Raw genomic sequence first — 13,124 nt, forward strand, 5'->3', positions numbered from 1 at the left:
AACCCGCCCGCCGGGAAGGGTGCGCTGAGTGCACCCACTTATCGAGGACTACGCGCTCATCGGCGATCTCCAGACCGCCGCACTCGTCTGCCGCGACGGCTCCATCGACTGGCTGTGTCTGCCCCGCTTCGATTCCGGCGCCTGCTTCGCCGCTCTCCTCGGCAGCCGGGACAACGGCAACTGGCAGCTGGCGCCGACATCCTTGATCGCCCGCCCGGAGCGCTCCTACCGCGGCGATTCGCTCGTCCTGGACACCGTTTGGCAGACCCCCACCGGCACCGTCAAGGTCACCGACTTCATGCCGCAGCGCGACCGCGCGCCCGAGGTCGTACGGATCGCCGAGGGGATCAGCGGCAGCGTCGAGATGCGCGGTGTGCTGCGGCTGCGGTTCGACTACGGGCGGGTGGTGCCCTGGATGCGGCACTCCAAGGGCTGCCGGGTCGCGGTCGCCGGCCCCGATTCGGTGTGGCTGCGCACCCCGCCCCAAGTCACCACGTACGGAAAGGACTTCAGCACCCGCTCGGACTTCACCCTCACCGAGGGCGAGCGGGCCGCCTTCGTACTGACCTGGCACCCTTCGCACAAGCCCCGCCCGCCCGCCACCGACCCGTTCAAGGCCCTCGCCTGCACCCTGGACGACTGGCGCGAATGGTCCGCGCGGTGCCGCTACGACGGCCCGCACCGCGGCGCCGTGATCCGCTCACTGATCACCCTCAAGGCCCTCACCTACGCGCCCACCGGCGGCATCGTCGCGGCCCCCACCACCTCGCTGCCCGAGGAGCTGGGCGGCGTCCGCAACTGGGACTACCGCTACTGCTGGCTGCGCGACGCCAGCCTCACCCTGAATTCCCTGCTCTCCGCCGGCTATCTCGACGAGGCCGGCGCCTGGCGGGACTGGCTGCTGCGCGCGGTGGCCGGCGCCCCCGACGACCTCCAGATCATGTACGGGCTGTCGGGCGAGCGGCGGCTGCCCGAGGCGGAGCTGCCGTGGCTGTCCGGCTACGCCGGCTCCGTACCCGTACGGATCGGCAACGCCGCCGTCGACCAGCGCCAGCTCGACGTCTACGGCGAGGTGCTGGACTCCTTCCACATCGCGCGCACGGCGGGGCTGCCGTCGGAACCGCACGCCTGGAACATCCAGCGCTCGCTGGTGAACTACCTGGAGTCCATCTGGCGCAATCCGGACGAAGGGCTGTGGGAGATCCGCGGGCCGCGCCGGCACTTCGTGCACTCCAAGATCATGGCCTGGGTCGCCGCCGACCGCGCGGTCCGCGCGCTGGAGGCGTACCCGAAGGCCCGCGGGGACATCGACCGCTGGCGGGCGATGCGCGACGAGATCCACCGCGAGGTCTGCGAACGCGGCTACGACGCCGCGCGCGGCACCTTCACCCAGTCCTACGGCTCCACCGACCTGGACGCCGCGACCCTGGTGATCCCCCGGGTCGGTTTCCTGCCGGGCGACGACCCGCGGGTCGTCTCGACCGTCGACACGGTCCGCCGGGAGCTGTCCCACGACGGGCTGGTGCGCCGTTACAGCACCGAGGACGGCTCGGTCGACGGGCTGCCCGGCGGCGAGGGCACGTTCCTGGTCTGCTCGTTCTGGCTGGCCGACGCCCTGCACCTGACCGGCCGCCCCAAGGAGGCGCGTGCACTGTTCAAGCGGCTGCTCGCGCTCCGCAACGACGTGGGGCTGCTCTCCGAGGAGTACGACCCGGCCGCCCGGCGCCAACTGGGCAACTTCCCGCAGGCATTCAGCCATATCGGTCTGGTCGGGACCGCCCTCGCGCTGTTCGGCGACGCGGAGGCAGACTAGGGCCATGGATCTTGGACTCAGGGACCGGACGTACCTCCTCACCGGCGCGACCCGCGGCCTCGGCTTCGCCACCGCCCGCGAACTGGTCGCCGACGGCGCCAACGTCGTGCTCACCGGACGCACCGAGCAGAGCGCGCTCGCGGCCGCCGCCACGCTGGGCGAGCGCGCCCTCGGGGTGGCCGCCGACAACGCCGACCCGGACGCCGCCGCACGGCTGATCGCGACCGCCCGCGAGCGGTTCGGCCGCTTCGACGGCGTGCTGATCAGCGTGGGCGGCCCGGCGCCGGGCTCGGCCGCCGACAACACCGACGAACAGTGGCGGTCGGCCTTCGAGTCGGTCTTCCTCGGCGCGGTACGGCTGGCCCGCACGGCCGCCGCCGAACTGACCGAGGGCGGCGTGATCGGCTTCGTGCTCTCCCTCTCGGTCCACGAGCCGATCGCCGGGCTGACCATCTCCAACGGCCTGCGCCCGGGGCTCGCCGGCTTCGCGAAGTCGCTGTCCGACGAGGTGGGCCCGCGCGGTATCCGCGTCGTCGGCGTACTGCCCGGCCGGATCGCCACCGACCGGATGGCCCAGCTCGACGCGCTGTCGGGCGATCCGGAGGGCTCCCGGGCCCGTAACACGGCGACGATCGCGCTGGGCCGCTACGGCGAGCCGGCGGAGTTCGGCCGGACCGCGGCGTTCCTGCTGTCGCCGGCCGCGTCGTATCTCACCGGGGTGATGGTGCCGGTGGACGGCGGCGCCGGGCACGGGTTCTGACGCGCCGCCCGCGGTGGCCGGTGCCCCGCCCGGCAAGCTCTGCCCCGTCGCGCCGCCCAGCACGCACGCTCCTTACGGGGCAGACATTGCCGGTCACGGCATTAGCTGACCCGTTCCGCCCGGTGTCCCCGGGCGCGCAGCCGGACGTGCGCCGGCAGCCGGTCGAGTCCCGCCGAACGGCGCGCCCGCGCCACCGCCTCGCCGGACAGGCGCAGTACGACGGTGCCCGGATCGGCGTGCGGGGCGAGCACCAGGACGGCCCGCAGCCGCGGCGCCGTCCGGCGGCCGGTCAGCAGCACACCGGCCCGGTCGACGCCCGCCAGCGCCACCGTCTCGGCCGCGAGGACGTCCTCCAGCGCCCGGCCGCGGACCACGGCGCCCTCTCCGTCGCCGCTGTCGACCAGGACCTCGTGCAGCCGGTGCCTGCGGAACTGGGCCAGCAGCCACCACAGCAGGAGCAGCACGAGCACGGCGAGCGCGGCGATCACGGCCGGCCACCACCAGCCGCTGCCCGTCCAGCGGGTGCGGCCGCCCGCGGTGAGCAGGACGTCGCCGGGCGCGGCCCAGGGCCGGCCGCCGGGCAGCCCGAGATGCCAGGACGCGGGCAGGCCCAGCCCGCCCAGCAGCACCGCGCCGCCGGTCCCCAGCAGCACCGCGCCGGTCAGGCCGAGCAGTATCCGGTTGGCGGTGCCGCGGGCCTCGCGCATCGCGCGCTCACCCCTTCTTCGGGCGCCGGACGTGTACGGACAGACCCAGCCGGTGCGCCAGCCCCAGCTGCCGCAGCCCCTCGCCGAGCACCGCGTCGAGATCGCCACGGACCTCCGCCAGCTCCCGGAAGTGGGCGACGGCCCGCGCCCTGGCCCTGCGGCGGCCGACGGACACCCGTACGGACCGGACCCCGGAGACCTCCATGGCGCGGTCGCGCAGCACCAGCGCGGCGGCCGTCCGGTCGAGTCCGGCCCGCAGGTCCGGGGCGGTGCGCCGCATCGGCAGCACCCCGCGCAGCCCGGGGGTGACGGCCAGCACGATCAGCCACACCCCGATCAGCAGCGCGGCCGCCGCACCGCCCAGTACCCAGGGGTCGTCGAGGTGACGGGTGGCCAGTTCGTGGGCGAGCCGCCGGCGCCAGGCCATCGCGGGGCGGCCGGCGCGCACCGCGGCCACGTCGTAGAGCAGCAGTCCGGCCGCACCGGAGAGCACCAGGGAGACGAGGACGGCCGGCACCCGGCGGGCCGACCAGAACCGTCCGGCCCGGCCGCCGTCCGCCGTACGGGGGTCCGCCGGCACGGACCGCGACGGCCCGTCCGCGCCGCCGTCCGGCTTGTCCAGGGTGGGCGGCGGGCGGGTGCCCGAGAGCCCGGCGGCGTCGTCGCTCATCGCACCCGTCCCCGGTCCTCGCCGGCCAGCAGCGGCGAGTGCAGCCGCTCGACCTCCACGGCGACCTCGGGCACCGTCATGTTCGCCAGCTCCGTGACCTTCTCGATGACGCGGCGGCGCACCTCGCCGCACCGCGCGCCGATGTCGCAGGGGTAGCCCAGTTCCACGGTCACCCGGACCCGGGCCTCGCCGAAATCCAGCCGGCCGTCCCGGCGGCGGACGGTCACCGTCGCGTGCGCGTCCGTGGGAGCCTCCGGGGATGCCGCCCGCAGCGCCTCGCGCGCCGCCGCTGCGGCGATCTTCGCCACCACCCGGTCAGCGACGCGGGTCGCGCCGCGCTCGCCCGCCGGTACGGCGGCGACCGCGGCGGCCGGGGACACCGTGGCCATCCGCCCTCACCGCCGCCGGTCGCGGTCGCTGCCGCGCGTGCGCGGGCGGAAGAAGTCGCCGGGCTCCAGGTCCCCGTCGAGGAATCTGCCCGCCACGAACCCGATGGCGCCCAGCGCCGCCACCAGGACAAAGGCCCCGAACCCGCCGAAGTACCCGGCGAAGCCCAGCGCCATACCGGCCAGAAGGCCGACCACGGCCATGCTCATCGTGCGCTCCTTCGCTACCGCTCCGGTCGGATCACCACCGGAGCGGACGGGTCACCACCGCTCCGGACGGGCCCGGTCACTGGAGCCGCGGCTCCGATTCCTCGTCCTCGTCCTCCTCGTCGGGCAGCTTGACGTCGCTGACCGCGATATTGACCTCGACGACCTCCAGGCCCGTCATCCGTTCGACGGCGGCGATGACGTTCTCCCGGACGTCCCGCGCGACATCGGCGATGGAGACGCCGTAGTCGACCACGATCTCCAGGTCCAGCGCGGTCTGCACCTCGCCGACCTCGGCCTTCACCCCGCGCGTCGCGGTGGCGGACCGGCCCCCGCCGGGCACCCGGTCGCGGACCGCGCCGAGGGTGCGGGCGAAACCGCTGCCCATGGTGTGGACGCCGACGACATCGCGAGCCGCGAGCCCGGCGATCTTCTCGACGACACCGTCGGCAATGGTGGTACGCCCACGGGTCGCCGGGTCGCCGCCGCCCCGTCTGGTGCCGAGCGGCTTCACGCCGCCGTCCGACTCCGGTGCGCTGTCGTTCATCACCGTTCACCCTTTCCCGAGCGAGAAGTGGCCCGTCCATCTTCTCCAATTTAGTTACATTTATTGCCGTTTTCCCGTTTCTCACAGTAGGGCTGGTTCTCCCGGCCCGCCGGGGGGATGCGGCAGCGGAGTGCCCGGCACGGCACCGGCCGGGCACCCGCCCTGCCCGGCGGGCGGATCTGCGGCAGGCTGGGAGCACGGTCCGGGAAAGGGGCGACGCGGTGACCGCGAACCAGGTGGCGCGGGCGGTCCACGACGTGCTGGCGCGGACCGCCCGGCAGCAGTTCGGGACCGGCCGGATCCTGCCGCTGGGCGGACCGGCGGACGGGTCCTGGATCACCGAGCGCGCGGCCGCGGACGCGCTGCGCGCGGCGGTCGGTCCGCCGGCCGGAGTACGCGTCGGCGCCCTGCGGCTGTCCGTCGCGGACCCCGGCAGCGCCCCGCGGCCGACGGTACCGGCGCCGCCGAGCGCGCTGCCGCCGGGCCCGCTGCGCATCACGGCGGACTTCGCGGCGCTCGCCGACCGCCCGCTGCCCGCCACCGCCGGCATGCTGCGCACGGCACTGCTGGACGCGGCGGAGCGCGAGCTGGGGCTGCTGGTGGCCGCGGTGGATCTGCGGGCCGACGGACTCCTGGAGCCGGACGGGCCGGACGAGCCGGACGGACCTGACGAGGCCGGCCGGGCCGGACAGGCGGAAGCGGCCGGACCGGCGGTCCCCGGGACGGCAGCGGCTCCCCCGGACACCGCGGACACTACGAGCCCCGCGACGGACGGCCGCACGGGCGCGACGCGGGAGGGGCCGGACGCGCTGGCCGCCGCGGCACTGGCCGTCCCCGGTGTGGCGCGCCTCGCACCGGCGCTCGGCGCACCGTCCCGTCCGGTCCGGCTCGACGACGGGCACGCGCTGATACAGCTGGCGACCGCGGCCGGGCACCGCCCGCTGGACGTCGCCCGCGCCGTACGGGCGGCGGTGGCGGTCGTGGAGCCCGGCCCGGAGACGGTCGCCGTGCTGGTCACCGCCGTGGCACGGGACTGACGGCACCCGGCCGCGGCACCCGGCAGGAGAAGCCCGGCTCCGCGGCCGCGGTGCGGGTGTTACTCCCCCAGGCCCGCGAGGTCGCGCAGCCGGCGCGCCTGGGCGGCCCGCTCGGCGGTGCGCTGCTCCTCGTAGGTGCGGCCCGCAGCACCGGCCAGCAGGGCCTTGGTCTCGATGACGGCGTCCCGGGGCGCGGCGGTGAGCGCGGCCGCCAGATCGGCCACCGCACCGTCGAGGTCACCGGCGGCCACCACGAGGTTGGCCAGCCCGACCCGCTCGGCCTCCTCGGCGTGCACGAAGCGCCCGGTGGCGCAGATCTCCAGCGCGCGGGCGTAGCCGACGAGCCCGACGAGGGGGTGGGTACCGGTCAGATCGGGCACCAGGCCCAGACTGGTCTCGCGCATGGCGAACTGCGCGTCCTGTGCGCAGACCCGCAGATCGCAGGCGAGGGCGAGCTGGAAGCCCGCTCCGATGGCGTGCCCCTGCACCGCGGCGATGGACACCAGATCGGTGCGCCGCCACCAGGTGAACGCTTCCTGGTACTCGGCGATGACGGCGTCCAGTTCACTGTCCGTCCCCCGCGCCATGTCGAGGAACGAGGGCTCGCCGTCGAAGCCTTCGGGCGTGAACGCCTGCCGGTCGAGGCCCGCGGAGAAGGACTTGCCCTCACCGCGCAGCACCACGATCCGGACGTTGCCCGGCAGCAGCGAACCCGTCTCGGCCAACGCCCGCCACATGGCCGGCGACTGCGCGTTGCGCTTGGCCGCGTTGGTGAGGGTCACCGTGGCGATCGCGTCGTCCACGGTGAGCCGCACACCGTCCTTGTCGAGCAGAGTCATGAGGCGCCTCCGAGTCAGCCAACCGCACCTGCGTGCGAAAGTGACTGAACGGTAACCTCCCGGTCGGCGGCTCGGCCGACCGGGGGGACACCGTTGCTACCCGGAAGTGCGGTCGTCAGGCCGAGGCGGCCTTCTTGCCCCTCGTTGCTCCGCCCCGGCCACGCAGGACCACGCCGGATTCACTGAGCATCCGGTGGACGAACCCATAGGAGCGGCCGGTCTCATCGGCCAGCGCCCGGATGCTCGCACCGGAGTCGTACTTCTTCTTGAGGTCTGCCGCGAGCTTCTCGCGCGCGGCGCCGGTTACCCGGCTGCCCTTCTTCAGAGTCTCGGCCACCCGTGCCTCCTCGTGGGAAGTGCGCTCTGGACTCTCATGATCACCCCTCCCCGGCTTCCTGGCCACCCATTCAGCAAGGTCCGTAGGACATCCTTTGCCCTTCCGCGCGGGGGGACGGCTCCCGGAATTTCCTCCTCCACCCGGCCGTACGGACCGTCCGCACCCCGCGCGCTCCGAAAACCGGCAGGTCAGGGGGTATGCGGCGGAAAAGGGAAAGACCGGGCCGCCGGGCCCGGTCTTTCCCTCGCAGGCTCGCCGGTGTACGAGCCACTCTCACTCAGATGATGGATCACGCGTCGGCCGAATGATCCAGACAGTCTTGATCAGGCCAGGGCCACCAGGTCCGCGTAGTCCGGGCCCCAGAGGTCCTCGACGCCGTCGGGCAGCAGGATGATGCGCTCCGGCTGGAGGGCGTCCACCGCTCCTTCGTCGTGCGTCACCAGGACCACCGCGCCGGTGAAGGTGTGCAGCGCGCCGAGGATCTCCTCGCGGCTGGCCGGGTCGAGGTTGTTCGTCGGCTCGTCCAGGAGCAGCACATTGGCGGAGGAGACCACCAGCGTCGCCAGGGCGAGCCGGGTCTTCTCACCGCCGGAGAGCACCCCGGCGGGCTTGTCGACGTCGTCGCCCGAGAAGAGGAAGGAGCCCAGCGTCTTGCGGATGGCGACCAGGTCCATGTCCGGGGCGGCCGAGCGCATGTTCTCCAGGACGGTGCGGTCCGGGTCCAGCGTCTCGTGCTCCTGGGCGTAGTAGCCGAGCTTGAGGCCGTGGCCGGGGCGGACCTCGCCGGTGTCCGGGTCCTCGACGCCGCCGAGCAGCCGCAGCAGGGTGGTCTTGCCCGCACCGTTGAGGCCCAGGATGACGACCCGGGAGCCCTTGTCGATGGCCAGATCGACGTCGGTGAAGATCTCCAGCGAGCCGTAGGACTTGGACAGGCCCTCGGCGGTCAGCGGCGTCTTGCCGCACGGCGCCGGGTCCGGGAAGCGCAGCTTGGCGACCTTGTCGGCGGCGCGCACCGCCTCCAGCCCGGAGAGCAGCTTGTCGGCGCGCTTGGCCATGTTCTGCGCCGCGACGGTCTTGGTCGCCTTGGCCCGCATCTTGTCGGCCTGGGTGTGCAGCTGCGCGGCCTTCTTCTCGGCGTTCGCCCGCTCGCGCTTGCGGCGCTTCTCGTCGGCCTCGCGCTGCTGCTGGTAGAGCTTCCAGCCCATGTTGTAGACGTCGATGTGCGAGCGGTTGGCGTCGAGGTAGAAGACCTTGTTGACGACGGTCTCGACCAGGTCGACGTCGTGCGAGATGACGATGAAGCCGCCTCGGTAGGTCTTGAGGTAGTCGCGCAGCCAGACGATGGAGTCGGCGTCGAGGTGGTTGGTGGGCTCGTCGAGGAGCAGGGTGTCGGAGTCCGAGAAGAGGATCCGGGCGAGCTCGACGCGGCGCCGCTGACCGCCGGAGAGGGTGTGCAGGGGCTGGCCGAGGATGCGGTCGGGCAGTCCGAGGCTGGCGGCGATGGTCGCGGCCTCCGCCTCCGCCGCGTAGCCGCCCTTGGTCAGGAACTCGGTCTCCAGGCGCTCGTACTTCTTCATCGCCTTGTCGCGGGTGGCGCCCTTGCCGTTGGCCATCCGGTCCTCGTTCTCCCGCATCTTGCGGAGCACCGAGTCCAGGTCACGGGCGGAGAGGATGCGGTCGCGGGCCAGGACGTCCAGGTCGCCGGTGCGCGGGTCCTGCGGCAGATAGCCGACGTCGCCCGAGCGGGTGACCGTGCCGGCGGCGGGGATGCCCTCGCCCGCGAGCACCTTGGTGAGGGTGGTCTTGCCGGCGCCGTTGCGGCCCACCAGGCCGATGCGGTCGCCCTTGGCGATACGGAAGGAAGCAGACTCGATGAGGATGCGGGCGCCGGCGCGCAGCTCAAGGCCGGAAGCGGTGATCACGGGGAAACTCCAGGGCAGGAAGACGGCGGGTTGGACGGACGGTCCGAGAGCGGTCTACGCCGTCTAATGAACCCAGAGGAGAACTGCCATACGGGCAGTCTAACGGTGTTGTGCAAGCACTTTTTCCGGGCAAGCAGCTTTCCGTACGGCCGCCACAGGCAGCGGCCGGCGGGGGTACGCCGTACGGCGCGGCCCCGCCGGCGCGGTGGGCGCCGCGGTCCGCCCGGTTCAGACGCCGCCCGTGTGGACCTGGAACGCCGCCCGGCGCACGGCCTTGGCGAGCGCCGGGTCGGGGTGCGCGGCGGCCAGCGCGACCAGCACCTGCACGGTGCGGGGGTGGCCGACGGCGCGTACCTCCTCCAGGAGCCGTGGCACGGAGCCCTGGACCGCCGAGTCGAGGTGCCGGACCAGCAGCTGGGTCTCGCCGTGGTCGGCGACGGCCGCCGCGGTGTCCACCCACAGCCAGGTCGATTCCGCGCGGGTGAGCACATCGGGCGCGGTCTCCGGGTCGCCGCCCTCGTGCTCGACCAGCCACAGCAGGGCGTACGGCCGCAGCCCCGGCTCGTCGGACACGGCGCGCACGGCGGGCTCGGCCGGTGCGCCGACCGCGCGCAGCGCCTCGAAGGCCAGCCCGCGCAGCAGCGCGTCCTCGCCGCGGGCGACGGTCAGCAGTTCCTCGACGGCCGCGCCGACGGAGCGGGCGGCGAGCCAGGCGCGGTACTCGGTGCGGGCCGGGCCCGGGGTGAGCCGGGCGCAGCCGCGCAGCATCGCCTCCGCGGACTGTTCGATATGGCCGGCCGGGCTCTGGGCGGCGACGCAGATCTGCTCCAGCTTGACCCACACCGACCAGTTGCCGAGCGGTGTGAGCTGCGCCTCGGGCCCGTCCTCGGCGCCGGTGTCCGCGCCGCGCGGGACGAGCGCGCCGACGGCCGTGAGGGCGTCCAGCGCCCAGCCGAGGAGCTCGGTGAGCGACGCCCCCGCGGCGTCGCTCACCGCCTCGTCGGCGGCGGGGACGGCCGGTCCGGGCGCCGGCGGCCGGGCGCCGCACGGGACCTCGCAGCGTTCCGTGCGCAGCTCGGTGACGCGCTGGTCGAGCATGTCCAGCAGGACCGGCAGCCGTACCGGCCCGGCCGACAGATGCAGCAGCGAGAGCAGCTGCGGTACCGCCTCGACGACTTCGGCGACGAGCGCCGGCCCGGCGCCGGGCGGAGTGGCGCGCGCCAGCGACCAGGCGTCGAAGAGCGCGACCCAGCCGCGCAGGGCGGCCGTGTCGTCGCGGTCCCAGGCGCGCAGCCGCCAGCCGGGGCGGGCGACGCCGCCGTGCAGTTCGATGAGTCCGGAGAGCCGGGCCCGGTCCCAGTCGGCGCGGATCCGCCGCGGGGTCAGCTCCAGTGCCCGCGCCGCGCGTTCGACCGCAGCCGCCGGCAGCGCCCCGTCGGACCCGGCCCGCAGGCCCGCGTCCGGCCCGCCGGCGCTGTCGGCCCAGCGCGCCAGGCGGGCCGCACCGGCCAGGACGGCGCGCGCCTGCCGCGCCAGTTCCGCGGGCGGCGGGGTGCCCTCGGGCGGGCGCGGGGCCGGGCGGGTGGCCCGGGTGCTCACCGCCCGGCGGGCGGCGGCAATCGGTTGGCGGGGGACGATTCGGAGCCGGGAGTCGCGCGGAGTACGGGACGTCACGGGAGCAGTCTTGCCGCTGACGGCCCGAAAGCCCAATCGGAACCCGGGTTGCGCTTTCCCCGGGGCGCGCCACCCCGGCGACCCATCCCTGATGTGCGGAGTTGTCCCCTTGGACGCCTGCGCGCCACCGGGGCGGCGGGGCCGCCCGGGGCGGTTGCGGGCCCCCTTCGGGCCGGTGTCGCGGGGCCCGGACGGGCCGCGGCCGCCCGGACGGCTACATGAGGGGGATCAGGAAGCGGCGGAGGGCTTCTTCGTAGCCGGCCGGGTCGGCGTTCCACATCGCGGCGTGCGGGGCGTGCGGCACCGGACGCAGGGTGATCAGTTCGGTGCGCCGGGCGGCGAAGGCCCGGGAAGCCTCCCAGGGGGCGAGGATGTCGTCCGGGCCGTGGAAGAGCAGGGTGGGGACGGTCAGCGCGGCCGGGTCGGCGGCGTCCGCCGGCCGGTCGACGGGCAGCCCGGTGGCGCCCTCGGCGGCGCGTACGACCAGCGGCAGCAGGGCGCGCGGCACCCCCCGGGCGGCGGCCAGCGCGCGGACCGTGGCGTGCCGGTCGAGGACCGGGGAGTCCAGGACGAGCCCGCTGATCCGGGCCCGCAGCGCGGAGTGGGTCGCGGCGCGCAGCGCCATGGTCGCGCCGGTGGACCAGCCGTGCAGGATCACGTCGCGGGCGCCGTAGCGGATCGCGTAGCGGATCGCGGCGTCCAGATCGCGCCACTCGGCGTCGCCGAGGTGGTGGAAACCGTCGGCGGTCTGCGGGGCGCCGACGTCGTTGCGGTGGGCGAGGTCGAGGACCGGGAGCCGGTGGCGCCGGAGGAACGGCATGATCACCATCGGGTGCTCCCGGGTGGTGCCGAGGCCGTGGGTGGTGATCACCCAGGTGTCGCGGACGCCGGGCACGAACCACGCCGGGAGGGCGCCCAGTTCGCCGGGGATGTCCACGTCGGCGCAGTCGATGCCGAGGGCGTCGCGCGGGTTGCCGATGTACACCTGCGGGGTCAGCCGCATCCGGGCGCCCGGGGTGAGGATGCCGTGGGTGACCCGCTCCAGGCGGCGGACGACCGCGTCGGCGGCGTGCGGGGTGTCCCGGACGACGGGGCCGACCACCGCGTGGCAGCCGGCGCCCGTGAGCCCGTAGGTGCCGGGCCGCAGGGACGCGAGGCTGCGGGTGAGGGTGATCCGTTCGTCGGTGGCGGAGTGCACCGTGAGGCGGGGGTCGCCGGGCAGCGGGTGGTCGGGCGAGGGTTTCAGGGCGATGTCGCCGGCGTACCGGCCGACCGCCACCGCGGCCGCGCCGGCACCGATCACGGCGGTGGCGGCCACGGCCGCCACGGTCCCCAGGCGCACCTCCCTAGCGTGCTGGGAGCCGTCGGGCGCGGCCACCGGGCGGCGGCCGTCCGGGTGACGGCGGTGGGGACGGTCCGGGGGCGGCGCGGGGCCGGTCCGGTTCAGTCCCGGCGGTCCGCCCGCTGGCCGTAGCCGCGCAGTCGCGCCCCGGCCTCGTCGAGCTGGGCGGCCGACAGCAGCTGCGGCGTATGGCCGGGGACGGAGGCGGCGGTGAGCCAGACCCGGCACATCCATTCGAGCTGGGCGGTGCGGTCCAGTGCCTGGCCGAGGCTCCCGCCGTAGGTCACGGTGCCGTGGTTGCGGAGCAGGCAGCCGGTGCGGTCGCGCAGCGCGTCGAGCAGGTGCGCGGCGAGTTCGTCGCTGCCGTACAGGGCGTAGGGCGCGACCCGGACCGGGCCGCCGAGGTCGGCGGCCATGTAGTGGACCGGGGGGAGTTCGGGGACGAGGGTGGAGACGGCGGTGGCGTACGGGGCGTGGGTGTGGACGACGGCGGTGGCCGGGGTGGCGCGGTAGACGGCCAGGTGCATGGGCAGCTCGCTGGTCGGCCGGAGATCACCGGTGACCTGGCGCCCTTCGAGGTCGACGGCGGTGAGGTCGGCGGGGCCGAGCCGGTCATAGGGGACGCCGCTGGGGGTGACCAGGACCAGATCGCCGACGCGGACCGAGACATTGCCCGAGGTCCCGACGACGAGGCCGTCGCTGACCGTGCGGCGGGCGGTGGCGACGAGATCGGCCCAGGCGCGGGCGGTGCGGTCCGGCTGCTGGACGGGCTCCGGCTGGTCCTTCATATGTCCTCCGGCGCGGTGGCGGCAGTGGCTGTGATGACTGCGGTGGCGGCAGTGGCTGTAACAGCAGCAACGGCTGTGATGACAGCGATGACAGC

General features: G+C 74.7%; 14 protein-coding genes. 3 read left to right on the forward strand and 11 right to left on the reverse strand.

The window, feature by feature from the left end:
• The first annotated feature begins 28 nt into the window (after positions 1-28).
• Both ACLJWH_RS36820 and ACLJWH_RS36825 read left to right on the forward strand, forming a co-directional pair.
• The gene (locus ACLJWH_RS36820; RefSeq protein WP_411146159.1) at positions 29-1,813 is read left to right on the forward strand and encodes a glycoside hydrolase family 15 protein; all 1,785 of its coding nucleotides are present in this window, start codon (positions 29-31) and stop codon (positions 1,811-1,813) included.
• A gap of 4 nt (positions 1,814-1,817) precedes the next feature.
• Positions 1,818-2,573, forward strand: coding sequence for an SDR family oxidoreductase (locus ACLJWH_RS36825; RefSeq protein WP_411146160.1), 756 nt, complete (start codon positions 1,818-1,820; stop codon positions 2,571-2,573).
• Between the two features lie 101 nt (positions 2,574-2,674).
• Here the strand turns inward: ACLJWH_RS36825 and amaP are convergent, their stop codons facing one another.
• The 5 genes from amaP to ACLJWH_RS36850 all read right to left on the reverse strand — a co-directional run bounded on the left by amaP (position 2,675) and on the right by ACLJWH_RS36850 (position 5,090).
• Positions 2,675-3,280 (reverse strand): alkaline shock response membrane anchor protein AmaP, encoded by a 606-nt coding sequence (gene amaP, locus ACLJWH_RS36830; RefSeq protein WP_411146161.1) that lies wholly within the window; start codon positions 3,278-3,280, stop codon positions 2,675-2,677.
• A gap of 7 nt (positions 3,281-3,287) precedes the next feature.
• Entirely contained in the window at positions 3,288-3,950 is a 663-nt protein-coding gene (locus ACLJWH_RS36835) for a DUF6286 domain-containing protein (RefSeq protein ID WP_411146162.1), read from the reverse strand.
• Positions 3,947-4,339 carry a hypothetical protein gene (locus ACLJWH_RS36840; protein WP_411146163.1) on the reverse strand — a complete coding sequence of 131 codons (393 nt, stop codon included), beginning with the start codon at positions 4,337-4,339 and terminating at the stop codon, positions 3,947-3,949. Before ACLJWH_RS36840 ends, ACLJWH_RS36835 begins: the two co-directional genes overlap by 4 nt.
• Before the next feature lie 6 nt (positions 4,340-4,345).
• Positions 4,346-4,546: a hypothetical protein gene (locus ACLJWH_RS36845; protein WP_094795503.1), complete on the reverse strand. Its 201-nt coding sequence runs from the start codon at positions 4,544-4,546 to the stop codon at positions 4,346-4,348.
• Between the two features lie 76 nt (positions 4,547-4,622).
• Complete coding sequence (locus tag ACLJWH_RS36850) at positions 4,623-5,090, reverse strand: Asp23/Gls24 family envelope stress response protein (RefSeq protein WP_411146164.1); 468 nt, start codon at positions 5,088-5,090, stop codon at positions 4,623-4,625.
• A gap of 221 nt (positions 5,091-5,311) precedes the next feature.
• Between ACLJWH_RS36850 and ACLJWH_RS36855 the strand changes: the two genes are divergently transcribed.
• Positions 5,312-6,127, forward strand: a complete 816-nt coding sequence (locus ACLJWH_RS36855; RefSeq protein ID WP_411146165.1) for a hypothetical protein — start codon at positions 5,312-5,314, stop codon at positions 6,125-6,127.
• Positions 6,128-6,186: 59 nt separating this feature from the next.
• On the opposite strand, the gene ACLJWH_RS36860 is transcribed toward ACLJWH_RS36855, so the two are convergent.
• From ACLJWH_RS36860 to ACLJWH_RS36885, 6 genes are all read right to left on the reverse strand, one after another.
• Entirely contained in the window at positions 6,187-6,966 is a 780-nt protein-coding gene (locus ACLJWH_RS36860) for an enoyl-CoA hydratase/isomerase family protein (protein ID WP_411146166.1), read from the reverse strand.
• Between the two features lie 115 nt (positions 6,967-7,081).
• Entirely contained in the window at positions 7,082-7,303 is a 222-nt protein-coding gene (locus ACLJWH_RS36865; RefSeq protein ID WP_052854540.1) for a helix-turn-helix domain-containing protein, read from the reverse strand.
• Positions 7,304-7,626: 323 nt separating this feature from the next.
• Positions 7,627-9,225 (reverse strand): ABC-F family ATP-binding cassette domain-containing protein, encoded by a 1,599-nt coding sequence (locus tag ACLJWH_RS36870; protein ID WP_411146167.1) that lies wholly within the window; start codon positions 9,223-9,225, stop codon positions 7,627-7,629.
• 228 nt (positions 9,226-9,453) lie between these two features.
• Positions 9,454-10,899 (reverse strand): hypothetical protein, encoded by a 1,446-nt coding sequence (locus ACLJWH_RS36875; RefSeq protein WP_411146168.1) that lies wholly within the window; start codon positions 10,897-10,899, stop codon positions 9,454-9,456.
• 214 nt (positions 10,900-11,113) lie between these two features.
• Positions 11,114-12,241 (reverse strand): alpha/beta hydrolase, encoded by a 1,128-nt coding sequence (locus ACLJWH_RS36880; protein ID WP_411146169.1) that lies wholly within the window; start codon positions 12,239-12,241, stop codon positions 11,114-11,116.
• 101 nt (positions 12,242-12,342) lie between these two features.
• Positions 12,343-13,029 carry a class II aldolase/adducin family protein gene (locus tag ACLJWH_RS36885; RefSeq protein WP_411146170.1) on the reverse strand — a complete coding sequence of 229 codons (687 nt, stop codon included), beginning with the start codon at positions 13,027-13,029 and terminating at the stop codon, positions 12,343-12,345.
• Positions 13,030-13,124: the final 95 nt, after the last annotated feature.

It is taken from the genome of Streptomyces sp. x-80 (assembly GCF_046549095.1).
Classification (GTDB): Bacteria; Actinomycetota; Actinomycetes; order Streptomycetales; family Streptomycetaceae; genus Streptomyces; species Streptomyces celluloflavus.

What these genes read in the sequence shown, in the direction of transcription:
- ACLJWH_RS36840 (WP_411146163.1), bottom strand. Translation starts at nt 4,339, where the DNA reads ATGGCCACGGTGTCCCCGGCCGCCGCGGTCGCCGCCGTACCGGCGGGC.
- ACLJWH_RS36825 (WP_411146160.1), top strand. Translation starts at nt 1,818, where the DNA reads ATGGATCTTGGACTCAGGGACCGGACGTACCTCCTCACCGGCGCGACC.
- ACLJWH_RS36885 (WP_411146170.1), bottom strand. Translation starts at nt 13,029, where the DNA reads ATGAAGGACCAGCCGGAGCCCGTCCAGCAGCCGGACCGCACCGCCCGC.
- ACLJWH_RS36835 (WP_411146162.1), bottom strand. Translation starts at nt 3,950, where the DNA reads ATGAGCGACGACGCCGCCGGGCTCTCGGGCACCCGCCCGCCGCCCACC.
- amaP (WP_411146161.1), bottom strand. Translation starts at nt 3,280, where the DNA reads ATGCGCGAGGCCCGCGGCACCGCCAACCGGATACTGCTCGGCCTGACC.
- ACLJWH_RS36845 (WP_094795503.1), bottom strand. Translation starts at nt 4,546, where the DNA reads ATGAGCATGGCCGTGGTCGGCCTTCTGGCCGGTATGGCGCTGGGCTTC.
- ACLJWH_RS36860 (WP_411146166.1), bottom strand. Translation starts at nt 6,966, where the DNA reads ATGACTCTGCTCGACAAGGACGGTGTGCGGCTCACCGTGGACGACGCG.
- ACLJWH_RS36850 (WP_411146164.1), bottom strand. Translation starts at nt 5,090, where the DNA reads ATGAACGACAGCGCACCGGAGTCGGACGGCGGCGTGAAGCCGCTCGGC.